The organism is Pseudomonas cedrina subsp. cedrina, from assembly GCF_001983175.1.
In the GTDB taxonomy this organism is placed as follows: domain Bacteria; phylum Pseudomonadota; class Gammaproteobacteria; order Pseudomonadales; family Pseudomonadaceae; genus Aquipseudomonas; species Aquipseudomonas cedrina.
The window spans coordinates 381,844-405,018 of the sequence record NZ_MNPW01000003.1 but is presented as its reverse complement, the minus strand read 5'-3'; the positions used below and the strand labels follow the sequence as shown (position 1 = coordinate 405,018).

Sequence of the window (23,175 nt, the reverse complement as noted above, 5' to 3'; positions counted from 1 at the left end):
ATTTACATGCGGAACACGCCGAAGCGGCTCGGCTCGATGGGGGCGTTCAGCGCAGCGGATAAAGCCAGGGCCAGCACATCACGGGTCTGCATCGGGTCGATGACACCGTCGTCCCACAGGCGCGCGCTGGAGTAGTAGGGGTGGCCCTGGGTTTCGTACTGGTCGAGGATCGGTTGCTTGATCGCCGACTCTTCCTCGGCGCTGAAACCTGTGCCCGCGCGTTCAGCCTGCTCGCGCTTGACCTGCACCAGCACGCCGGCCGCCTGTTCGGCACCCATCACGCCAATGCGGGCATTGGGCCACATCCACAGGAACCGCGGATCATAGGCGCGGCCGCACATGCCGTAGTTACCGGCACCAAAACTGCCGCCGATGATCACCGTGAACTTCGGCACCTTGGCGCAGGCTACGGCGGTGACCAGCTTGGCGCCGTGCTTGGCTATGCCGCCGGCCTCGTATTTCTGGCCGACCATGAACCCGGTGATGTTCTGCAGGAATAGCAGCGGGATTCCACGCTGGCAGGCCAGTTCGATAAAGTGCGCGCCTTTCTGCGCCGCTTCAGCAAACAGAATCCCGTTGTTGGCCAGGATCGCAATCGGGTAGCCGTGCAGGTGCGCAAAGCCACAGACCAGGGTGGTGCCGAACAACGCCTTGAACTCATCGAACACCGAACCGTCCACCAGCCGTGCGATCACTTCACGCACATCGAAAGGCTGTTTGGCATCGGCCGGGATCACGCCGTACAGCTCTTCGCTGCTGTACAGCGGTGCCACGGGCGCGCGTTGCAGCACCTCACCCTGCTTGCGCCAATTGAGGTTGGCCACGCTGCGTCGAGCCAGCGCCAGCGCGTGTTCATCGCTCTCGGCATAGTGGTCGGCCACGCCGGAGACTTTGCAGTGCACATCGGCGCCGCCGAGGTCTTCGGCGCTGACCACTTCACCGGTCGCCGCCTTCACCAGCGGCGGGCCGGCGAGGAAGATCGTTGCCTGGTTGCGCACCATGATCGCTTCATCCGCCATGGCCGGTACATAGGCGCCGCCAGCGGTGCATGAACCCATCACCACGGCGATCTGTGGGATGCCCTGGGCGCTCATGTTGGCCTGGTTGAAAAAGATCCGTCCGAAGTGCTCGCGGTCGGGGAAGACCTCGTCCTGACGCGGCAGGTTGGCGCCGCCGGAATCCACCAGATAAATGCACGGCAGGCGGTTCTGCGCGGCGATGGTCTGCGCGCGCAGGTGCTTTTTCACGGTGAGCGGGTAGTAGGAACCGCCTTTGACGGTGGCATCGTTGGCGACGATCATGCATTCGACACCTTCCACCCGGCCGATGCCGGCAATCAAGCCGGCGGCGGGCACGTCTTCGCCGTACACCTGATGGGCGGCGAGTTGGCTGAGCTCAAGAAACGGCGAGCCGGGGTCGAGCAGGCGGTTGATGCGCTCGCGGGGCAGCAGCTTACCGCGCGAGGTGTGGCGCTCCTGGGCCTTGGCGCCGCCGCCTTGCTGCACCTGCGCAAGCAGGCTGTGCAGGGCGTCGACCTGTTGGCGCATCGCCGCGCTGTTGGCGGCAAACTCTGCCGAGCGGGGGTTGAGTTGGGTGTGCAAGGTGGCCATGGCGCGCTCCTTCAGCGGGTTTCGTTGAAGAGTTCGCGACCGATCAGCATCCGCCGGATCTCACTGGTGCCCGCGCCGATTTCGTACAGCTTGGCGTCGCGCAGCAGGCGACCGGCGGGAAATTCGTTGATATAGCCATTGCCGCCCAGGATCTGGATCGCGTCGAGGGCCATCTGTGTGGCGCGCTCGGCGCTGTAGAGGATCACCCCGGCGGCGTCCTTGCGCGTGGTTTCGCCACGCTCGCAGGCCTGGGCCACCGCGTAGAGGTAGGCGCGGCTGGCGTTGAGCTGGGTGTACATGTCGGCCACCTTGCCCTGGATCAACTGGAATTCGCCGATGCTCTGGCCGAACTGCTTGCGGTCGTGGATGTAGGGCACGATCAGGTCCATGCAGGCCTGCATGATCCCGGTCGGGCCGCCGGAGAGCACCACGCGTTCGTAGTCCAGGCCGCTCATCAGCACTTTCACACCGCCATTGAGCACGCCGAGGATGTTTTCCTCGGGCACCTGCACGTCATCGAAAAACAATTCGCAGGTGTTGGAGCCGCGCATGCCCAGCTTGTCGAACTTGTTGCTGCGGCTGAAGCCTTTCCAGTCGCGCTCGACGATAAAAGCGGTGATGCCGTGGGCGCCTTTCTCCAGGTCGGTCTTGGCGTAAATCACGTAGGTGCTGGCATCGGGGCCATTGGTGATCCAGGTCTTGCTGCCGTTGAGCACGTAATGATCGCCGCGTTTGTCGGCGCGCAGTTTCATCGAGACCACATCGGAACCGGCGTTCGGCTCGCTCATGGCCAGGGCGCCGACGTGCTCGCCGCTGATGAGCTTGGGCAGGTACTTGAGCTTCTGTGCGTGGTTGCCGTTGCGGTTGATCTGGTTCACGCACAGGTTGGAATGCGCGCCGTAGGACAGCGCCACCGACGCCGAACCCCGGCTGATCTCTTCCATCGCCACCACGTGGGCCAGGTAACCCAGGCCGGCGCCGCCGTATTCTTCCGGTACGGTGATGCCGAGCAGGCCCATGTCGCCGAACTTGCGCCACAGGTCGGCGGGGAACAGGTTGTCGATGTCGATCTGGGCCGCGCGAGGCGCGATTTCCTTGCCCACGAAGGACTGCACCTGGTCGCGCAGCATGTCGATGGTTTCACCGAGGGCGAAGTTCAGGGACGGGTAACTCATGGACAGGCACCTTAATGTGAGCTTTGTTTTTGTGTGGATGGCACGCCGGAGGAGGGTGCTCACCTTTACGTTAACGTAAGCTTGCGTTACGGCGCTGTCAATCGTAGTTTACGTTTACGTCAACCTACAAAAAAGACAACAGGGGTCGTTATGGATCAACCGAATCAGAGCTACAGCCGTGGCGCCCAGGACAAGGCCTTGCTGACGCAGACCATCGGCCAGGCGTTCGATCAGACCGTTGCCCGCTATCCCGATGGCGAAGCCCTGGTAGTGCGCCATCAACAGCGGCGCTACACCTGGCGGCAATTGGCCGAGACCGTGGACGTGCACGCGCGCGCGTTCCTGGCGCTGGGCATGCAGACCGGCGACCGCCTGGGTGTCTGGGCGCCCAATTGCGCCGAGTGGTGCATCAGCCAGATCGCCAGCGCCAAGCTCGGGGTGATCCTGGTGAATATCAACCCGGCGTATCGCAGCAGTGAATTGGACTACGTGCTCAAGCAGTCCGGTTGCCAGTGGCTGGTGTGCGCCGGGTCGTTCAAGTCCTCCGATTACCACGCGATGTTGCAGGAACTGCAACCCGATCTGCGCGGCATCATCAGCCTCGACTCCAACCCGCCCGAAGGCTTCATGCCCTGGTTGCAGCTATCGGCCCTGGGCGCAAGCGTCCCGCCGGAACAACTGCACCGCCGCCAAGCCAGCCTGCATGTCGACCAGCCGGTGAATATCCAATACACCTCCGGCACCACCGGCTTCCCCAAAGGCGCCACCCTCAGCCACCACAACATCCTCAATAATGGCTACATGGTCGGCGAAAGCCTCGGCCTGACCGCGCAGGATCGCCTGGTGATTCCGGTGCCGCTGTATCACTGCTTTGGCATGGTGATGGGCAACCTGGGCTGCATTACCCACGGCACCACCATGATCTACCCCAATGACGGCTTCGACCCGTTGCTGACGCTGACCGCCGTCGCCGAAGAAAAAGCCACCGGCCTTTACGGCGTGCCCACCATGTTCATCGCCATGCTTGATCACCCACGCCTCGGCGAATTCGACCTGTCGAGCCTGCGCACCGGCATCATGGCCGGGGCCACGTGCCCCATCGAAGTGATGCGCCGGGTGATCAGCGAGATGCACATGCGTGAGGTGCAGATTGCCTATGGCATGACCGAAACCAGCCCGGTGTCGTTGCAGACCGGCGCCGATGACGACCTGGAGCGCCGCGTGACCACCGTCGGTCGCACCCAGCCGCAACTGGAAAGCAAGATCATCGACGCCGACGGCAACACCGTCGCGCGCGGCGAGATCGGCGAGTTGTGCACGCGTGGCTACAGCGTGATGCTCGGCTATTGGAACAACCCGGAGGGCACCCGCGAGGCCATCGACGACGCAGGCTGGATGCACACCGGCGACCTGGCGAGCATGGACGCCCATGGTTACGTGTGCATCGCGGGGCGCAACAAGGACATGATCATTCGTGGCGGTGAGAACGTGTATCCGCGTGAAGTGGAAGAATTTTTCTTCACCCACCCGGCAGTGGCGGATGTGCAGGTGATCGGCATTCCGGATGAGCGCTACGGTGAAGCCATCGTCGCCTGGGTCAAGTTCCATCCAGGCCATGTGGCCAATGAGCTTGAGCTGCAAACCTGGTGCAAGGGCCGCATTGCGCACTTCAAGACGCCCAAGCACTTCAAGTTCGTGGAGGAATTTCCGATGACGGTAACGGGCAAGATCCAGAAGTTCCGCATGCGCGAGATTTCGATTGAAGAGCTGCGGAGCCGATCCAACTAACGGCACAAAACCACTGTGGGAGCGGGCTTGCTCGCGAATGCGGTGTATCAGTCGCCAAATGTATTAACTGAACCACCGCGAGCAAGTCGAAGCGTCGAACCGCCGCTCCCACATTTTTGATCAGCGGTGATTTCAGCATGGGTGCAAACCCGGAAAGCACAAAGGGGACCCGAGGGTCCCCTTTAATTTGTCGTTGCGTGCTCTTTTTTTATTATTGAGGGGCGGTCTATTGTTGTTTTTGGCAACCGTTACCCTTTACCGCTGTTTTGGCGACCCCCATCCGGGGTCAAGAGCAAACGTATTTTTTTGAGCGCTGACTTGCTTCTTCGTTAACGATCCAACCAGTGGGTAGCTACCTGAGGTAGTTTTATTTTTCTCTATCCGGTTGCGGGTTTCGGCATGCCGTACCCTGCGAAGCACATCTTCTCCAAAAAAATCTGTTAGCTGCGTCTCTGCCGTGTTGTTTTTGTTATGTCAGAGTCGTTTCGTCTTATTTTTATTAGGCTTGGTGCTTTTTATTCTTGTTATGCCATAGAGATAGCAGGAGCCGTGCCAACTTTTAAAATGTCTTTAAAATCAATAAGTTAAATTTTTACCGAAGATTGACCCCAATCCAATAACCCAAAACCTGTTCCCGTGTTACTCGATGTGTAGGCGGGCGGTAACACTTTGTCACGGCTAGGCTACTCAACTGGCGTTACGTGCCTTGGCCACACGCGACCCGGTCGGTCGATCCAGCACTTTGCTGATCTGCTGGCCCGCACCGATCAATGCTTGCAGGTCGATACCGGTCTCGATGCCCAGGCCCTCGAGCAGGTACACCACGTCTTCGGTGGCGACGTTACCGCTGGCGCCCTTGGCGTAGGGGCAACCGCCGAGGCCCGCGATAGAGCTGTCGAACACGCTGATGCCTTCCAGCAGGCTGGCGTAGATATTCGCGATGGCCTGGCCATAGGTGTCATGAAAGTGCCCGGCCAGCTTGTCCCGTGGCACTTGCGCGCCGACCACCTCGAACAGCCGCCGCGTGGCCCCCGCCGTGCCGGTGCCAATCGTGTCGCCAAGGGACACCTCATAGCAGCCCATGGCATACAGCTCCCGTGCGACCGCCGCCACTTGCTCCGGTGCGATCTCGCCCTCATACGGGCAACCCAGCACGCACGACACATAGCCCCGCACGCTGACCCCGTGCTGCCTGGCCGCGGCCATGATCGGCGCGAAACGCGCCAGGCTTTCGCTGATCGAGCAATTGATATTGCGCTGGGAAAACGCCTCGGACGCTGCCGCGAACACCGCCACTTCCTTCACCCCGGCCGCCAGCGCGTCTTCAAAACCGCGCAGGTTCGGCGCCAGCGCGCCGTAAGTCACGCCAGGCTTGCGCTGGATCTGCGCAAAGACTTCGGCGGAACCGGCCATCTGCGGCACCCATTTGGGCGATACGAAACTGCCGACTTCGATATAGCCCAGGCCCGCCGCGCTGAGAGCGTCCACCAGTCGGACCTTGTCCGCCACGCTGATGGGTTGGGCTTCGTTCTGCAGGCCGTCGCGCGGGCCGACTTCCACCAGGCGTACGTGTGAGGGGAGGGACATGGCAGTTACCTTCTGATCAATGGCCGGCCTGGCTCATGGTAGTGGCCAGGGCCTGGGTGCAGCGCTCTTCGGCGGTATCCAGTTCCAGCTTCATTTGTTCGATGTCCAACAGTTGCTGTTCCAACTGCTCGCGGCGCTCGGCGATCTTGGCCAGCATGCTGTTGAGTTGGACATGGTTGCCGCTGCTGGGGTCGTAGAGCTCGATCAACTCGCGGCACTCGGCCAGCGAAAAACCGATGCGCTTGCCGCGCAGGATCAGCTTGAGGCTGACCTTGTCGCGCGCCGAGTAGATGCGCTCCTGGCCCCGGCGCTCCGGCGCCAGCAGGCCCTGTTCTTCGTAGAAACGAATGGCGCGGGTGGTGATGTCGAGCTCGCGGGCGAGGTCGGAGATGCTGTAGGTCGTGCTCATGGGGGCGCTCTAGGGATGGCTTGGCGCTAGGCTAGTGGCTGCTTTACGTTAACGTCAAGAGCCACAGTAGTGAGCGGGCTTGCCCCGCGCCGGGTGGCGAAGCCGCCCCAAACCAGGCGACCGAGTTTTATCTGCAATTCGGCGTTGTCCTTATTGGGGCGGCTTCGCCACCCGGCGCGGGGCAAGCCCGCTCACTACAGACAGCCTTTTGCGCAGGGGCAGGTCAGGTTTGTTTGCCATCCAGCTTTTTCTCGTGGGCCGTCACCTGCTGGCACAACTCGATCATCTGCTCGCGCATCCAGCGGTTCGCCGGGTCCTGGTCGGTGCTTTCGTGCCAGTACAGGTGGGTTTCCACTGCGGGCACATCGTTGACCGGCAAGTTGAACCAGTGCAATTCATGACGGCGGGCGAAGCGCTCGGGCACGGTCATGACCATGTCGGTCTGCTGCAACACCTGGGAGGCCATCAAGTAATGCTGGGAACGCAGGGCGATCTTGCGCTGGATGCCCATCTTGCCCAGCGCCAGGTCGACGTGGCCCAAGCCGTTGCGCCGGCTGGAGATATGGATATGGGTCAGCGACAAGTAATCATCCAGCGTCAGTTTGTCTTTGCCCGCCATCGGGTGGCCCTTGCGCATCGCGCACACGTAGCGGTCTTCCATCAGCTTGACGTGGCGCACCTGCGGGTCGGTGTTGAGCGGCGCGTCCACGGCAAAGTCCAGGCGCCCGGCGGCCAGTTCCTTGGTGGTCTCGCGGCGTTTGGACAGGAAACTTTCGATGACCACGGTGGGTGCCAGGCGGCGCAGGCGCTGGAACAGCGGCGGCAGGATCACCGCCTCGGTGAGGTCGGTCATGCTGATGCGGTAGGTCTTGGCGGCCTGCTGCGGGTTGAAGATGCGACTTTCCTGCACCGAAACGCGCAGCAACGACAACGCATTGCGCACCGGGCCGATGATGTTCTGGGCCATCGGCGTGGGCACCATGCCTTGGGCGGTACGCACGAACAGCGGGTCGTTGAAGGTTTCCCGCAGCCGCGCCAGAGCGTTGGACACCGCCGGCTGGGTGATACCGACAATCTGCCCGGCGCGGGTCAGGTTGGCTTCGGTGTAGATCGCGTCGAAGACGATAAACAGGTTGAGGTCGACCTTGCTCAGATTCATGGTTGCGCTCTTTATTGTTAGGTGGCCATACGTCGATCATATATCGGTGATGAATGTTAATACACGCCGAGAATAGGCTAGGTAAATTATCAACGCTGTTCTAGCATCGATTGCATGACCTAAACAACCTCTCAGAGAAGGGAGCTGCTCATGGATTTCGCCTATTCGCCCAAGGTTCAGGAACTGCGTGAACGCGTCACCGCGTTCATGGACGCTTACGTTTACCCGGCCGAGCCGGTGTTCGAACGCCAAGTCAGCGAAGGTGATCGCTGGCAGCACACCGCGATCATGGAAGAACTCAAGGCCAAGGCCAAAGCCGAAGGCCTGTGGAACCTGTTCCTGCCGGAGTCCGAACTGGGCGCCGGCCTGACCAACCTCGAATACGCGCCATTGGCTGAAATCATGGGCCGCTCCTTGCTCGGCCCGGAGCCCTTCAACTGTTCCGCCCCCGACACCGGCAACATGGAAGTGCTGGTGCGCTACGCCAATGAAGAGCAGAAACAGCGCTGGCTCGAGCCCTTGCTGCGCGGCGAAATCCGCTCGGCCTTCGCCATGACCGAACCCGACGTAGCCTCGTCCGACGCCACCAACATGGCCGCCCGTGCCGAGCGCCAGGGTGACGAATGGGTGATCAATGGCAAGAAGTGGTGGACCTCCGGCGCCTGCGACCCGCGCTGCAAGATCCTGATCTTCATGGGCCTGAGCAACCCGGATGCGCCGCGCCATCAGCAGCACTCGATGATCCTGGTCCCGGTGGATACGCCTGGTGTAAAAATCCTGCGCCCGTTGCCGGTGTTCGGCTATGACGATGCGCCCCACGGTCATGCCGAAGTGCTGTTCGATAACGTGCGCGTGCCCTATGAGAACGTATTGCTCGGCGAAGGCCGCGGTTTTGAGATCGCCCAGGGTCGTCTTGGCCCAGGGCGCATCCACCACTGCATGCGCTCCGTCGGCATGGCCGAACGCGCCCTGGAATTGATGTGCAAACGCTCGGTCAGCCGTAGCGCCTTCGGCCAGCCGCTGGCGCGGTTGGGCGGCAATATCGACAAGATCGCCGACTCACGCATGGAGATCGACATGGCACGCCTGCTGACCCTGAAGGCGGCGTACATGATGGACACCGTGGGCAACAAGGTGGCGAAAAGCGAAATTGCCCAGATCAAGGTGGTCGCACCGAATGTGGCCTTGAAGGTGATCGACCGCGCGATCCAGATCCACGGCGGCGCCGGTGTTTCCAATGATTTCCCGCTGGCCTACATGTACGCCATGCAACGTACCCTGCGCCTGGCTGATGGGCCGGACGAAGTGCACCGCGCGGCGATTGGCAAATTCGAGATCGGCAAGTATGTGCCTAAAGAGCTGATGCGCGGCGGGCGGTAATGCCGAGTTGCCTGCATTCGCGAGCAAGCCCGCTCCCACAGGAGAACTCGGTCAACTGTGGGAGCCGGGCTTGCCCGCGATGAGGCCAGCATTCACAGCACAAATTCCAAGGCTCAATACACCCAAACCTCCACCCGCCGATTCTTGATCCTGCCTTCATCCGCCGTATTCGCCGCCACCGGCATCTGCGCGCCAAAACCGCGAATGTCCCTGAGCACCACGCCACTTTTGACCAGCTCCCGGCGCACCGCCATTGCGCGCAATTTCGACAGTAACGCCGCGCGCTGCGGGTCGTTCTTCATATCACCAAACCCCACCAGCGTGACTTGCTTCTGGAGCTTGCCGTGGCGCTTTATATAAGCCACCACCCGTTGCAGGTCCTGGCGCGCTTTGTTGTCCAGGCTGGCGCTACCTTCCTCGAACCGGAAATTCACCGTCAAACGCTGAGCCTCACGCGCGATGGCTTGATAGTCCTCGGGCATCGACGGGCGCGGCTCCACGTTCATCGCCTGCACCTGCTGTGCGATAAACCCGTTGGCCGCCACGATCGCCTGGCCCTTGCTGCTCTGGGCAAAGTCCACCAGTGCCTTGGCCCACGGGTTGTGCCCCGACGGCGGCCGGTAAAAGAACAGGCGGCGCGACAGCGGATAGTCTTCGGTGGCAATCAGACTGTTCAGCGGCAACATCGCCTGCGAGTCGCCATCCACGATCGCCACGGCTTTGGCTTGGCGCACATAGGGCAGCCCGATAAAACCAATGCCCTGGGGATCCTGGCTCACCGCATCCGATAATTGCTCGCTGGACTCGAAACGTTTGGCCGAAGGGTCGAGGGGCTTGCCGCGCGGGCGCAGCACCAGTTCCTTGAACGTGTCATAGGTGCCGGACTGGTCATCGCGCGCATATAAATGAATGGCCCCCCCGATACCGCCCAACGCCTCCCAAGTGCTGATATCGCCATTGAAGATCTGCGCCAGTTGCTCGGTGTTCAGCGTATTCAGCGGGTTTTGCGGGTTGAGGATGATGGCCAGGCCGTCGATGGCAATTACCTGTTCGGCGTCGGGGCTTTTCAGGTCGCCCAGCGGTTCGAGGTCGACCAGTTCGCTGTCCTTGATCGGGCGCGACGAGGCGGCGAGGTCGGCAGTGGATTTTTTCAGTGCGCTGAACCCGGTGCTCGAACCGTGGGCCGCGATTTCGACGGTGACTGTCTTGCCCTGGCGGGTCTTGCCGACCACGCGTTGTTCATTGGCACCGTCGCCAGGCTCGCTATGCACGGTCTGCAAGCCTTGCTGCTCCATCATCCCCTTGACCAACGCCGGCCCCAGCGTCGCGCCAATGGTGTTGGAGCCCTGGATGCGTAATGCAGGGCCTTGGTCGGGAACGGGCAGGGGGGCGGAAACGGCCAGGAGTGGAAAAAGGCACAGCAGGAACAGAACGCGCAGCCTCATGCCGCACCTCACGCCAAAGGGAGTGCTGCGAGAATAAGTCAGGCAGGTTGCATAAATATGACTGGCACGCCAGGGATCAAACTGTGGCTTGCCTGCGATAGCCACAGGTATCTACACATCTTTGTAGTGAGCGGGCTTGTCCCGCGCTGGGCTGCGAAGTAGCCCCAAACCAGGCGACCGGATTCTACCTGAAGCTCGGCGATGCCTTTATTGGGGCGGCTTCGCCACCCAGCGCGGGAAAAGCCCGCTCACTACAGAGAGATTTGTCAGCCTTTGAGGAATTAGATATTCATCAGCCTTTAGTTCAGCTCAGTTCAAGCCAGATCGGCGCATGATCCGACGGCTTCTCCAGGCCGCGCAGTTCGTAATCCACCCCTGCATCCTTGACCCGCCCCAGCAAACCATTGGACGCCAGGATCACGTCAATCCGCAGTCCGCGCTTGGGCTCATCTTCAAAGCCGCGGCTGCGGTAGTCGAACCAACTGAATCGGTCGACCACGTCCGGGTTCAGGTGGCGGAAGCTGTCCACCAGGCCCCAGTTCTTCAGGCGGGCCATCCACTCGCGTTCTTCCGGCAGGAAGCTGCACTTGCCGGTCTTGAGCCAGCGCTTGGCGTTGTCGGCACCGATGCCGATGTCGCAATCTTCCGGGGAAATATTCACGTCGCCCATGACCACCAGCGCCTGGTCATTGCTGAACTGGCTTTCGAGCAACTGCTGCAGGTCTTCATAGAAGCGCTGCTTGGCCGGGAACTTGGTCGGGTGGTCGCGGCTTTCCCCCTGGGGGAAATAGCCGTTCATGATGGTCACCGGGTGGCCGTTTTCATCGGCGAACGTGCCCCAGATAAACCGGCGCTGGGCGTCTTCTTCGTCGCTGGCAAAGCCTTTGTGCAGGCTCAGCGCCGGCAGGCGCGAAAGCAGGGCCACGCCGTAGTGACCTTTCTGGCCGTGGTAGTACACGTGATAGCCCAGGGCTTGTACTTCGGCCAACGGGAACTGGTCGTCATGCACCTTGGTTTCCTGCAGGCCGATCACATCCGGTTGGTGCTTCTCGATCAGCGCCGCCAGTTGATGAGGGCGGGCGCGCAGCCCGTTAATGTTGAAGGAGACGATTTTCATGGTCGCAGGTGACGTCCTGGCAAAAGGGCGATGCTAGCGGACAAGTCGGACGGGGGCCAGCGTGGCGGTATGGCCGTTGCGCTGCTAATGTCTGGGAACGACTCGTGCCGCTTGGGTTCGTACCCATGAGCACGCCGCCTTTCGCGCGGTGCCCAGGGAGATTCATTGTATGTCTGACACGCTGACCGCCACTGCCGAAATTCGCCTGCTCAACAGCGGCTATTCCCGCGAGGCCCGCTCCCTGCTGTATCAAGCCTATCGTCACGAACCGACCTTTGCCTACATCTTCGAAGCCGAGCGTGCGGGCTACGAGCAACGGGTACGCGCCACCGTGCGCGAGTTGGTCAAGCAGCATTTCTTTCAGAAACTTCCCGCAATTGGCCTGTTCGTCAACGACCGACTGATCGGCATCGCCCTGATCGCACCACCGCAGCGACGCCTGGGGATCACCGAGAGCTGGGCCTGGCAAATTCGCATGTGGCTGAGCACCGGCGTGCGCGGCACGCGGCGTTACCTCGACTACCATCACGCGGTACTGGCCTGCCTGCCCAGCGAGTCGGTGCATGTGCTGCCCTTGTTGGGCATCCACCCGCAGTTCCAGGGCAAACACTACGGCGAGCAGTTACTGGAGGCGGTACACAATTGGTGCGCCGAAGACCCGCATTCATCCGGCGTGGTGCTGGATACGGGCAATTCACGCTACCTGGATTTCTATAAGCGCCAGGGCTACGAGGAAATTGGTGAGGTCGCCGTAGGTCCTATCCTGGAACACGTGTTTTTCCATCCCAACCCCCAGGCGGTACAGGCGGCTACGGTTTAACTCAGAATTTTTCAGAAATGTCTGAGTTCTAAAATTCTCCCCAGCTCGTGTAGCATCCGCGCCTATGAAGTTTCCAGGAAGATTTACCAGCGGCTTGATTCTGCTGTTCACAAGCTGCGGTGCCTTGGCGCAAAGCGAATTGGACGTGCGGATCAAGCCTTCGAACGACGCGTTGAAAGCCAACATCGAAGGCTACATCGGCGGGGTCGGCGATCGTGATGAAGAGGCCTTGCTGCGCTTCAGCCGTGGTGCCGAAGAGCAGGCGCGCAAGGCCGCCCAGGCCTTGGGCTTCTATCAAACCCGTATCGACAGTGAGGTGAAGGGCGGCAAGACTCCGCGCCTTGTCCTCACCATCGACCCCGGCGAACCGGTGCATTTGCGCAACGTGACCATCCGGGTCGATGGCCAGGCCGCCGACCTCAAGGCCTTTCGCGTGCCCGTCAGCGACGACTTAAAGTCCGGCGCGGTGCTCAACCACGGCCACTACGAAGACGCCAAGCGCCTGATCCAGAACCAGGCCTCGCGCTACGGCTTTTTCAGCGGGCGCTTTACCCGGCAGACACTCTCGGTAGACCCGCAGGCCGGTGTCGCCGATATCGAACTCATCTACGACAGTGGCCCGCGCTACACGCTGGGTAAAGTCAGCTTTGCCGGCGATACGCCGTTCGACGACGACCTGCTGCAACGCATGGTGCCGTTCAAAAGCGGCACGCCTTACGATTCCGAATTGATCGCCGAGCTTAACCAGAACCTGCAGGCCAGCGGCTTTTTCGAAGGCGTGCGCGTGGACGCCGCGCCCGCGGCTTCGACCGACGACATCATCCCGGTGGCCGTGCGCCTGGAGACCCGCAAGCCGCGCACCATGGGCCTGGGTCTTGGGTTCTCCACCGACGTCGGCCCACGCGGCCGGGCCAACTGGACCCGCCATTGGGTCAACCCCCAAGGGCATAGTTACGGTTGGGAGGCCGAGCTGTCGGCGCCGCGCCAGAACGTCGGCCTGTGGTACGACATTCCGCTGGACCCGCCGCTGACCGACAAACTGCGTTTTGCCGGGGGCTATCAGAATGAAGAAATCGCCGACACCGATACCCTGAGTAAATTGCTCACCCTCGGCCCCGAATGGCACAGCAAGTTGCCCAGCGGCTGGACCCGGGTGATCTCGCTCAAGTACCAGCGCGAAGAATATCGCCTGGGCGACGACTCGGGCCTGAGCAACCTGGTGATGCCGGGTATCAACTATTCGTATTTGCGCAGCGACAACCGCATCGATCCGCACAATGGCTATCGCCTGGCGTTCGATGCCAAGGTCGCCAAGGAAGGACTGGGCTCCGACACCAACCTGCTTTACGGCACCGCCATGGTCAAAGGCCTGACCACCCTGTGGGACAACCACCGCTTCCTGGCGCGCGCGCAGGTGGGCGGCAGCGCCACCAACGGCTACCAGTCGGTGCCGCCGTCGCTGCGTTTCTTTGCCGGTGGCGACCAGAGCGTGCGCGGCTACGAGTACCAGACGCTGTCGCCCAAGAACAACCGGGGCGAACGCATCGGCGGGCGCTACATGGTGGCCCTGAGCGCCGAGTATCAATATTCCATTGCCGAAAAATGGCGGATCGCGACCTTTATCGACCAGGGCAACTCGTTCAATACCCTGGAGATGCCCAGCCTCAAGACCGGCGTCGGCGTTGGCATTCGCTGGGTGTCACCGGTCGGTCCGATCCGCCTTGACCTGGCCCATGCCCTCGAAGATCCGGGCGGCATTCGCTTGCACTTTTCCATGGGGCCTGAGCTGTGATGCGTGGTGTGAAAATAGCCGGGCTGACGGTGTTGGCCATCCTTGCCGTGCTGCTACTGGCGCTGTGGACGATACTGGGCACCCAGGCGGGCAGCCGCTGGGCGTTGGGCCGCGTACCGGGTTTGAGCGTGGAGAACTTCCAGGGGCATTTGGGCGGCCAGTGGAGCGCCGACCATCTGTTGTGGCAACAGGGCGGCAGCCGCGTCGAACTCACGGCGCCCGTGTTTGATTGGTCGCCGGCGTGCCTGTTGCGCATGACCTTGTGTATCGACCGCTTGGATGTGGAACAGGTCAGCCTGCAATTCCCGCCGGGTACCGAGGACAGCAGCGGACCGATCCAGCTACCCGACCTGGACCTGCCGCTGGCCATCCAATTGGGCGAGGTCCGCGTCGGTAGCCTGCTGTTCAACGGCACTGAAGAACTCAAGGGCCTGCAATTGGCCGCGCATTGGACCGCTGCCGGCATGCGCATCGATTCGGTGCACCTGCAACGCGAGGATCTGGTGCTGGACTTGGCCGGCCTGCTGCAACCCGCTGGCGACTGGCCGTTGGCCGCCAGCGGTCACCTGAGCCTGCCCTACGCGCCGGGCGGCGCTGCGTGGAACGTCGCGCTCAAGATCGATGGCGACCTGCTCAAGACCCTCAAGCTCGACGCCGACAGTACGGGCTATTTGCCGGCCAAGCTCACGGGCGAATTGCAACCCCTGGCGGAGAACCTTCCGGCTCAACTGCACATCACCGCGGACGGCTTCAAGCCCAGCGCCGATTTGCCGGACACCCTGCAACTCAACCAACTCGACCTTAGCGCCAAGGGGGATTTGGCAAGCGGTTACCAACTGCTCGGGCGCGCCGTGCTCCCCGCGGAAAAAGGCCCGGTGCAGATGCTGCTACAGGGCAAGGTTGACGCCAAGGGCGCGCAGATCGCCGGGCTGGACTTGAACGCCGGTGACAAGCAAAGCCTGAAACTCACGGCGCAGTTGGACTGGCAGCAAGGCTTCAGCGCCGACGCCAAAGTTGATTGGCAAGACTTCCCCTGGCATCGCCTCTATCCGCTGATCGATGAGCCACACGTCGCGCTCCGTACGTTCAACGGTGAGATTTCCTATAAAGACGGCAACTATCTGGGCAATCTCAAGGCCGATCTCGATGGCCCCGCCGGCAAATTCAATGTGGTCACACCGTTCAGTGGCGACCTCAAGCAACTCTTCCTGCCCGAACTGAAACTCAGCGCCGGCCAGGGCAAGGCCGAAGGCCACCTGAACCTGCAATTCGCCGATGGCATTGCCTGGGACACGGCCCTGGACCTGTCGGCACTGAACCCGGCGTACTGGGTGGCTGAGTTGCCCGGCACCCTGGCCGGACCGTTGCGCAGCAAGGGCGAGTTCAAGAATGAGCAACTCAAGCTCAATGCCGACCTCGACCTCAAGGGCCGCCTGCGTGGGCAAACCGCGGTGCTGGCGGCCAAGGCGGAAGGCGCGGGCGAGCAGTGGACGCTCGCCAACCTCGATGTTCGCCTCGGCGATAACCGCATCAATGGCAGCGGCAGCCTGCAGCAACGCCTGGCCGGGCAGATCGATATCAAATTGGCGCGCCTGGCCCAGCTGTGGCCGCAGTTGCGCGGGCAAGTCAACGGCCGCCTCGACGTGGCCGGCAGCCTCAAGGCGCCGCAAGGCAAACTCGTGCTCAAGGGCCAGCAACTGGCGTTTGCCGACAATCGCCTGCAGAACCTTACCCTCGACGCCAGCCTCGATAATGCCCAGCGCGCCAGGCTCGATCTCAAGGGCAGCGGTATCCAATCCGGCGACACTCAGGTCGGCACCCTGACGGCCAGCGCCCAGGGCGATATCAAGCAGCAAAAGGTCCAGCTGGATTTGGCTGGGCCCTTGGTCAAGCTGGCGCTGGCGTTGGATGGCAACCTCGACCACGGCAATTGGCGCGGGCGCCTGGCCAGTGGCGCCGTGCAAGCCGGCGGCCAGGATTGGAAGCTGCAGGCGCCGGCGAAGATCGAACGCCTGGCCGATGGCAAGCTGACGTTTGCCGCGCACTGCTGGGTGTCCGGCCCCGCCAGCCTGTGCGGCGAAGACCAGCGCCTGATGCCCGAGCCGAAGCTGCGCTACCACCTCAAGCAGTTTCCCATCGACAGCCTGGCGGCGTTCATGCCCAAGGATTTTGCCTGGCAGGGCAAGCTCAACGCCGACCTGCAACTGGACCTGCCCGACAGCGGCCCCAAAGGCCTGGTCTCGTTGGATGCCAGCGGCGGCACCTTGCGCGTCAAGGACAAGCACCAGTGGCTGGATTTCCCCTACGACACCCTGAAGCTGGAAACCACCTTCAACCCCAAGCGCATCGACACGCAGTTGAACTTCCATGGCGGCAAGCTCGGCGAGCTGCTGTTGCAGGCGCAGATCAACCCCTTGCCGAAAGACAAGCCGATCACGGGCAACTTCAGCCTGGTTGGCCTTGACCTCGCGTTGGCACGACCATTCGTGCCGATGGTGGAAACCCTCAGCGGCAAGCTCAATGGCAGCGGTCGTCTCTCCGGTGGCTTGCTCGCGCCTCAGGTCAACGGCAGCGTCACCCTGGTGGGCGGTGAGGTGTCCGGCCCGGAACTGCCCCTCAGCCTGGAAGACCTGAACGTGCAGGCGCTGATCGCCGGCGACAGCGTGCAGCTCAACGGCGGCTGGCGCAGTGGCAAGGCCGGGCAGGGCAGCCTCAAGGGCCGGATCGACTGGGGCCAGGCCCTGGCGATAGACCTCAAGTTGCAAGGCGCGCAACTGCCGGTGACGGTCGAGCCTTACGCGGTGCTGGAAGTGGCACCCGACCTGACGATCAGCCTGAAGGACGACAAGCTGGCCGTCGCCGGCAAGGTGCACATCCCGCGTGGGGATATCACGGTGCGCGAACTGCCACCGTCTACCGTCAAGGTCTCGGACGACACCGTGATCGTCGGCAGCCAGACCGAAGAGGGCAAGCCCGCGATGGCCATGGCCATGGATATCGACGTGGTGGTGGGCGAAGACCGGCTCAACTTCTCGGGCTTCGGCCTTACCGCCAAGGTGCAGGGCCACGTGCATATCGGCGACAACCTCGACACCCGTGGCGAGCTATGGCTGAACGACGGCCGCTACCGCGCCTACGGCCAGAAACTCGATGTGCGACGGGCACGGCTGTTGTTCGCGGGGCCGTTGGACCAGCCGTACCTGGACATCGAAGCGATCCGCAAGACCGACGAGGTGGTCGCCGGCATCCGCCTGAGCGGCAGCGCCGAACACCCCGCCACACAAATCTTCTCTGAACCGGCCATGAGCCAGGAACAGGCGCTGTCCTACCTGGTGCTGGGGCGTCCGCTGAGCACCACCGGTGAAGACAACAACATGCTGGCCCAGGCCGCGCTGGGCCTGGGGTTGATGGGCAGCGCCGGGGTCACGTCGGACCTGGCCAACAAACTGGGCATCCAGGATTTCGACCTCGATACCGAGGGCAGTGGCAATAAGACCGCCGTGGTGGCCAGCGGCAAGATCACGGAGAAACTCAGCCTGCGTTACGGCATGGGCGTGTTCGAGCCGGCCAGCACCATTGCCCTGCGTTATCTGTTGAGCAAGCGGGTGTATCTTGAAGTGGCGAGCGGCGTGGCCAGCTCCCTGGATATCTTCTACAAGCGCGATTTCTAAATTTTACTCGGTCAAAAAATGTGGGTTCCACATGACCCTCAAAACTGCTCTGTAGTGAGCGGGCTTGCCCCGCGCTGGGTGGCGAAGCCGCCCTAATACAGTCGCCGCCGATTTAGAGACAAAACCGAGTCGCCTGGTTTGGGGCGGCTTCGCCACCCAGCGCGGGACAAGCCCGCTCACTACAAATTGGCCATGCGGCCGCAGAAAATGCGTAGCTAGCTATGACCATCGCAGGCAAGCCAGCTCCCACAATTATCTGCATTTCAGCCTGCTAGCCATGCAAGTACCAAGCAAGCTAATAATTCCATTTGACATTCGCTGCCTAAGCAGTAATATCTCGTCACACATTCACTGCCTAGGCAGTAATAAGGTGACTCTCGATGCCGCACTTCACCCCTGAAAACTTCCACAACTGCCACCTCGGCCTGTTGCTGGGGCGTGCCGCGATTCTCAAGGACCGCATCATCGACACCCACATGGAACCCCACGGCATCACCGCCGCGCAGTTCAAGGTGTTGATCATCATGGCCCAGTTCGGCGTCGACACCCCGGCGGAGCTGTGCCGCCACCTGTCCCTGGACAGCGGTTCGATGACTCGCATGCTCGACCGCCTGGAGCAAAAAGACTTGCTCAGCCGCAAACGCTCCGAGCTGGATCGCCGCCAGGTGCAGTTGGTGCTGACCGTCGGCGGCCAGCGCCTGGCGGACATGCTGCCGCAGATCGGCGCCCAGGCGTTGAACCAGCTGGCCGGCGCACTGGAGCCTGGCGAGCTGGAAACCCTGGAACGCATCCTCAAGAAAATTCTGGTAGCTGCCGGTGATCCCATCACTCTGCAGCGGGTAGGTAACACATGAACATACGTGCCCTTTGCCTGGTGCTCGCGGCCATGAGCATGGCCGGTTGCGCCAACTACAGCGGCCTTGATACCCAAGGCAAGCGCCTGGACGCCAATACCCTGCACACCGGGCAGTCCCTGAACGGCGTGACCCTGTCGAGCGCCGCCTGGCCCAGCGCCGATTGGTGGAAAAGCCTCGGCGACCCGCAGCTCGACGGCCTGATCCAGGAAGCCCTACACAACAGCCCCGACATGCAAGTGGCCAGCGCCCGGGCTCACCAGGCCGAAGCCGCCGCTTACGCCGCCAACGCCGAGCGCATGCCGACCCTGGATGCCAGCGCCGGTGTCAGCCGTTCACGCCTGGCCAGAGACCAGGACCCGCGCGGCGAAGGCGACGCCTATTCGACCGTGCGCAACATCGGCGCCAGCTTCAATTACAACTTCGACCTCTGGGGCGGCCAGCGCGCCGCCTGGGAGGCCGCGCTGGGCGAGGCCCGTGCCGCCCAGGTTGATCAGCAGGCTGCGCGCCTGACCCTGGCCGCCAACGTCGCCAAGGCCTACAGCGACCTGGGCCAGGCGCATATCGTGCGCGACCTGGCCAATGATGACCTCAAACGCACTCGGCAGATGCTCGACCTGAGCAAGCGTCGCCTGGATTCGGGCATCGACAGCCAGTACCAGTACCAGCAGACCGAGAGCCTGGAAGCCAGCTCACAGTCGCAACTGATCGATGCGGAAAAGCAGCTGCAAAGCGCGAAAATCGCCCTGGCCGTGCTACTCGGCAAAGGCCCGGACCGCGGCAACGAGCTGGCTCGGCCTACGGTGCTCAAACCCGGCGCGGTCGCTGTGCCTTCGGTGCTGCCCGCCGAGCTGCTGGGCCGGCGCCCGGACCTGATCGCCGCGCGCTGGCGCGTCGAAGCGGCGGCCCGCAACATCGATGCGAGCAAGACCCGCTTCTACCCCAACCTCAACCTGAGCGCGAGTGCCGGGGCCGAGTCGTTGCTGGGCGATGCGATGTTCGGTCCGGCCAGCCGCTTCTTCAATATTGCGCCGACGATCTCGCTACCGATCTTCGACGGCGGCCGCCTGCGTGCCGACCTTGATGCCCGCGACGCCGACTACGACCTGGCCGTGGCCCAGTACAACAAGACTCTGGTGCAAGCCCTGGGCGATATCGGCACCACCCTGTCGCAACTGCGCGACACCGGCCGGCAGATCCAGGCCCAGCAACACGCAGCGGACATTGCCCAGCAGTCCTACGACACCGGCGTGCAGCGCTACAGCTCCGGGATCGGTAATTACCTGGATGTGCTCAGCATCGAGCAGCAATTGCTGCAGGCCCAGCGCCAGCTGGCGAGCCTGAATGCCGCGCAGATCGATCTGTCGATTCAATTGATGCAGGCCCTGGGTGGCGGCTACGGCGCCAACAACGTGGCCGCAACCACCCCCGCCACACGCTCGGAATAATTTGAGGTATTTGTCATGGCCATTGCCGACAGCAACAACGCAACTGAACAACCCAAGCAAGACAACAATCCGCGCAAACGCAAAGTGATGCTGATCGGCCTGGCGCTGATCGTCATCCTTGCCATTGTTGGCGTGTGGGGCTGGTATGAACTTTACGGGCGCTTCAACGAAAGTACCGATGACGCCTATGTGAACGGCAACGTGGTGGAAATCACCCCGCTGGTCACCGGCACTGTGGTCAGCATCGGCGCCGACGATGGCGACCTGGTCCATGAAGGCCAGGTGCTGATCAATTTCGACCCCAACGACGCCGCCGTCGGCCTGCAAAGTGCCCAGGCCAACCTGGCCCGCACCGTGCGTCAGGTGCGGGGCTTGTACAGCAACGTCGATGGCATGAAGGCCCAGGTCAACGCACAGAAAGCCGACGTGCAAACCGCCCAGGACAATTACAACCGACGCAAGACCTTGGCCCAGGGTGGCGCGATCTCCCAGGAAGAGCTGTCCCACGCCCGTGACAGCCTGACCGCGGCGAAGAACGCGCTGACCAACCTTGAGCAGCAACTCAAATCCACCAATGCCCTGGTGGATGACACGGTGATCTCGTCCCACCCGGATGTGCAGGCCGCCGCCGCGCAATTGCGCCAGGCCTATCTGACTAATGCGCGTAGCACCTTGATTGCGCCGGTCACCGGCTACGTGGCCAAGCGCACCGTGCAACTGGGCCAGCGCGTGCAGCCCGGCACGGCGTTGATGGCCGTGATCCCGCTGAACCAGCTGTGGATCGACGCCAACTTCAAGGAGACCCAACTGCGCGACATGCGCATTGGCCAGCCGGTGGACATCGAGTCGGACATCTACGGCAGTGACGTAAAGTACAGCGGCACCGTGGACAGCCTGGGCGCCGGCACCGGCAGCGCATTCGCCCTGCTGCCTGCGCAGAACGCCACCGGTAACTGGATCAAGATCGTGCAACGGGTGCCGGTGCGCATCCATATCAACGCCGACGAACTGGCCAAACACCCGTTGCGCGTGGGCCTCTCCACCGTGGTCAATGTGGACCTGCACGACCAGAGCGGCCCGGTGCTGGCACAACAACCGCCGCAAAAGGCCTCGTTCACCACCAACGTGTACGACCGCCAATTGGCCGAGGCTGACGCGATGATCACCCAGTTGATCCATGACAACAGCAGCGCCGCGCCCAAGGCTGCGCAACGCTGATGAGCAATAACGCCTCCTTCACGCCACCCAGCCTGTTGATGGCCACTATCGGCCTGTCGCTGGCGACCTTTATGCAGGTGCTCGACACCACCATCGCCAACGTGGCGTTGCCGACCATTTCCGGCAACCTCGGCGTGAGTTCGGAGCAGGGCACCTGGGTGATCACCTCGTTTGCGGTGAGCAACGCCATTGCCTTGCCGCTTACCGGTTGGCTGAGCCGCCGCTTTGGCGAGGTGAAGCTGTTTCTGTGGGCGACCATCCTGTTCGTACTGGCCTCGTTCCTTTGCGGTATTTCCACCTCGATGCCCGAACTGATCGGCTTTCGCGTGCTGCAAGGCCTGGTGGCCGGGCCGCTGTACCCGATGACCCAGACGCTGCTGATCGCGGTCTACCCGCCGGCCAGGCGCGGCATGGCCCTGGCGTTGCTGGCGATGGTCACAGTGGTGGCACCGATTGCAGGCCCGATTCTCGGTGGCTGGATCACCGACAGCTACAGTTGGCCGTGGATCTTCTTCATCAACGTGCCCATCGGCATCTTCGCGGCGATGGTGGTGCGTGCACAGCTGAAGAAACGGCCGGTGGTCACCAGTTACCAGCCGATGGACTATGTGGGGCTGTTGAGCCTGATCGTCGGGGTCGGCGCCTTGCAGATCATCCTCGACAAGGGCAATGACCTGGATTGGTTCGAATCCAACTTCATCATCATTGGCGCGGCGATTTCGGTGATTGCCCTGGCGGTGTTCGTCATCTGGGAAATGACCGACAAACACCCGGTGGTCAACCTGCGATTGTTTGCGTACCGCAACTTCCGCATCGGCACCATTGTGCTGATCGGCGGGTATGCGGGCTTCTTCGGTATCAACCTGATCCTGCCGCAGTGGCTGCAAACCCAGATGGGCTACACCGCCACCTGGGCCGGCCTGGCGGTGGCGCCGATCGGCATTCTGCCGGTGTTGATGTCACCGTTCGTGGGCAAATATGCGCACAAGTTCGACCTGCGCCTGCTGGCGGGGTTGTCGTTCCTGGCGATGGGTTTGAGCTGCTTCATGCGCGCCGGATTCACCAATGAGGTGGATTTCACCCACATTGCCCTGGTGCAGTTGTTCATGGGGATCGGTGTGGCGCTGTTTTTCATGCCGACCTTGAGCATCCTGATGTCCGACCTGCCGCCGCAGCAGATCGCCGACGGCGCGGGCCTGGCGACCTTCCTGCGCACATTGGGCGGCAGCTTCGCGGCCTCGCTCACCACCTGGATCTGGATTCGCCGGGCGGACCAGCACCATGCGTACATGAGCGAAAACATGACCACCTATGACTCGACCACGCGCGATGCGTTGCAAGCGCTCGGAGGGGCGGGGCAGAAGGCCTACTCGCAGTTGGACCAGATCCTCACCAGCCAGGCGTATATGATGTCCACCGTGGACTACTTCACGTTGATGGGATGGATCTTCGCGGGCTTGATGTTGCTGGTGTGGCTGGCCAAGCCGCCGTTTGGCGCCAAGGCCGGGCCGGAAGCTTCGGGCCATTGAGCGTTGAAATGCAATCCACTGTGGGAGCTGGCTTGCCTGCATCGCATTGAGGCCGCAGAAGCTACCCTGTAGTGAGCGGGCTTGCCCCGCGCTGGGCTGCGAAGCGGCCCCAATCCAGACGACCTGGTTCTATCTGGAACTCGGCGGTGCCTTTATTGGGGCGGCTTCGCCAC

General features: G+C 62.2%; 16 protein-coding genes. 9 read left to right on the top strand and 7 right to left on the bottom strand.

Annotated elements, in window-relative coordinates; all coding sequences use genetic code 11:
• Nucleotides 1-2: 2 nt before the first annotated feature.
• A complete protein-coding gene (locus BLL36_RS07705; protein ID WP_076950864.1) occupies nucleotides 3-1,610 on the bottom strand; it encodes a carboxyl transferase domain-containing protein in 1,608 nt (535 codons plus the stop codon).
• An 11-nt stretch (nucleotides 1,611-1,621) separates the two neighbouring features.
• Complete coding sequence (locus BLL36_RS07700; protein WP_076950863.1) at nucleotides 1,622-2,785, bottom strand: isovaleryl-CoA dehydrogenase; 1,164 nt, start codon at nucleotides 2,783-2,785, stop codon at nucleotides 1,622-1,624.
• A gap of 150 nt (nucleotides 2,786-2,935) precedes the next feature.
• On the opposite strand from BLL36_RS07700, the gene BLL36_RS07695 reads away from it, so the two are divergent.
• Entirely contained in the window at nucleotides 2,936-4,573 is a 1,638-nt protein-coding gene (locus BLL36_RS07695) for an AMP-binding protein (protein ID WP_076950862.1), read from the top strand.
• A 687-nt stretch (nucleotides 4,574-5,260) separates the two neighbouring features.
• On the opposite strand, the gene BLL36_RS07690 is transcribed toward BLL36_RS07695, so the two are convergent.
• The 3 genes from BLL36_RS07690 to BLL36_RS07680 all read right to left on the bottom strand — a co-directional run bounded on the left by BLL36_RS07690 (nucleotide 5,261) and on the right by BLL36_RS07680 (nucleotide 7,728).
• On the bottom strand, nucleotides 5,261-6,160 hold the full coding sequence (locus tag BLL36_RS07690; RefSeq protein ID WP_076950861.1) for a hydroxymethylglutaryl-CoA lyase: 900 nt from the start codon (nucleotides 6,158-6,160) through the stop codon (nucleotides 5,261-5,263).
• A gap of 16 nt (nucleotides 6,161-6,176) precedes the next feature.
• The gene (locus tag BLL36_RS07685; RefSeq protein ID WP_076950860.1) at nucleotides 6,177-6,569 is read right to left on the bottom strand and encodes a MerR family transcriptional regulator; all 393 of its coding nucleotides are present in this window, start codon (nucleotides 6,567-6,569) and stop codon (nucleotides 6,177-6,179) included.
• Nucleotides 6,570-6,792: 223 nt separating this feature from the next.
• Entirely contained in the window at nucleotides 6,793-7,728 is a 936-nt protein-coding gene (locus BLL36_RS07680) for a LysR family transcriptional regulator (protein WP_076950859.1), read from the bottom strand.
• A 150-nt stretch (nucleotides 7,729-7,878) separates the two neighbouring features.
• On the opposite strand from BLL36_RS07680, the gene BLL36_RS07675 reads away from it, so the two are divergent.
• The gene (locus tag BLL36_RS07675) at nucleotides 7,879-9,108 is read left to right on the top strand and encodes an acyl-CoA dehydrogenase (RefSeq protein ID WP_076950858.1); all 1,230 of its coding nucleotides are present in this window, start codon (nucleotides 7,879-7,881) and stop codon (nucleotides 9,106-9,108) included.
• Between the two features lie 113 nt (nucleotides 9,109-9,221).
• Here BLL36_RS07675 and BLL36_RS07670 read toward each other — a convergent pair whose 3' ends face one another.
• Together BLL36_RS07670 and xthA are read right to left on the bottom strand one after the other, a co-directional pair.
• Complete coding sequence (locus BLL36_RS07670; protein ID WP_076950857.1) at nucleotides 9,222-10,553, bottom strand: substrate-binding domain-containing protein; 1,332 nt, start codon at nucleotides 10,551-10,553, stop codon at nucleotides 9,222-9,224.
• Nucleotides 10,554-10,857: 304 nt separating this feature from the next.
• Nucleotides 10,858-11,670: an exodeoxyribonuclease III gene (gene xthA / locus BLL36_RS07665; RefSeq protein WP_076950856.1), complete on the bottom strand. Its 813-nt coding sequence runs from the start codon at nucleotides 11,668-11,670 to the stop codon at nucleotides 10,858-10,860.
• A gap of 169 nt (nucleotides 11,671-11,839) precedes the next feature.
• Here xthA and BLL36_RS07660 point away from each other — a divergent pair, with 169 nt between their 5' ends.
• From BLL36_RS07660 to BLL36_RS07630, 7 genes are all read left to right on the top strand, one after another.
• Entirely contained in the window at nucleotides 11,840-12,490 is a 651-nt protein-coding gene (locus BLL36_RS07660; protein WP_076950855.1) for a GNAT family N-acetyltransferase, read from the top strand.
• A 64-nt stretch (nucleotides 12,491-12,554) separates the two neighbouring features.
• On the top strand, nucleotides 12,555-14,282 hold the full coding sequence (locus BLL36_RS07655; protein ID WP_076950854.1) for an autotransporter assembly complex protein TamA: 1,728 nt from the start codon (nucleotides 12,555-12,557) through the stop codon (nucleotides 14,280-14,282).
• On the top strand, nucleotides 14,282-17,953 hold the full coding sequence (locus tag BLL36_RS07650) for a translocation/assembly module TamB domain-containing protein (RefSeq protein ID WP_076950853.1): 3,672 nt from the start codon (nucleotides 14,282-14,284) through the stop codon (nucleotides 17,951-17,953). The genes BLL36_RS07655 and BLL36_RS07650 overlap by 1 nt, the downstream gene beginning before the upstream one ends.
• Before the next feature lie 380 nt (nucleotides 17,954-18,333).
• Nucleotides 18,334-18,807 carry a MarR family winged helix-turn-helix transcriptional regulator gene (locus BLL36_RS07645; protein WP_076950852.1) on the top strand — a complete coding sequence of 158 codons (474 nt, stop codon included), beginning with the start codon at nucleotides 18,334-18,336 and terminating at the stop codon, nucleotides 18,805-18,807.
• Complete coding sequence (locus BLL36_RS07640) at nucleotides 18,804-20,255, top strand: efflux transporter outer membrane subunit (RefSeq protein WP_076950851.1); 1,452 nt, start codon at nucleotides 18,804-18,806, stop codon at nucleotides 20,253-20,255. The genes BLL36_RS07645 and BLL36_RS07640 overlap by 4 nt, the downstream gene beginning before the upstream one ends.
• Nucleotides 20,256-20,270: 15 nt before the next feature.
• The gene (locus BLL36_RS07635) at nucleotides 20,271-21,473 is read left to right on the top strand and encodes an HlyD family secretion protein (RefSeq protein ID WP_076950850.1); all 1,203 of its coding nucleotides are present in this window, start codon (nucleotides 20,271-20,273) and stop codon (nucleotides 21,471-21,473) included.
• Nucleotides 21,473-23,002 carry a DHA2 family efflux MFS transporter permease subunit gene (locus tag BLL36_RS07630; protein WP_076950849.1) on the top strand — a complete coding sequence of 510 codons (1,530 nt, stop codon included), beginning with the start codon at nucleotides 21,473-21,475 and terminating at the stop codon, nucleotides 23,000-23,002. The genes BLL36_RS07635 and BLL36_RS07630 overlap by 1 nt, the downstream gene beginning before the upstream one ends.
• Nucleotides 23,003-23,175 lie beyond the last annotated feature (173 nt).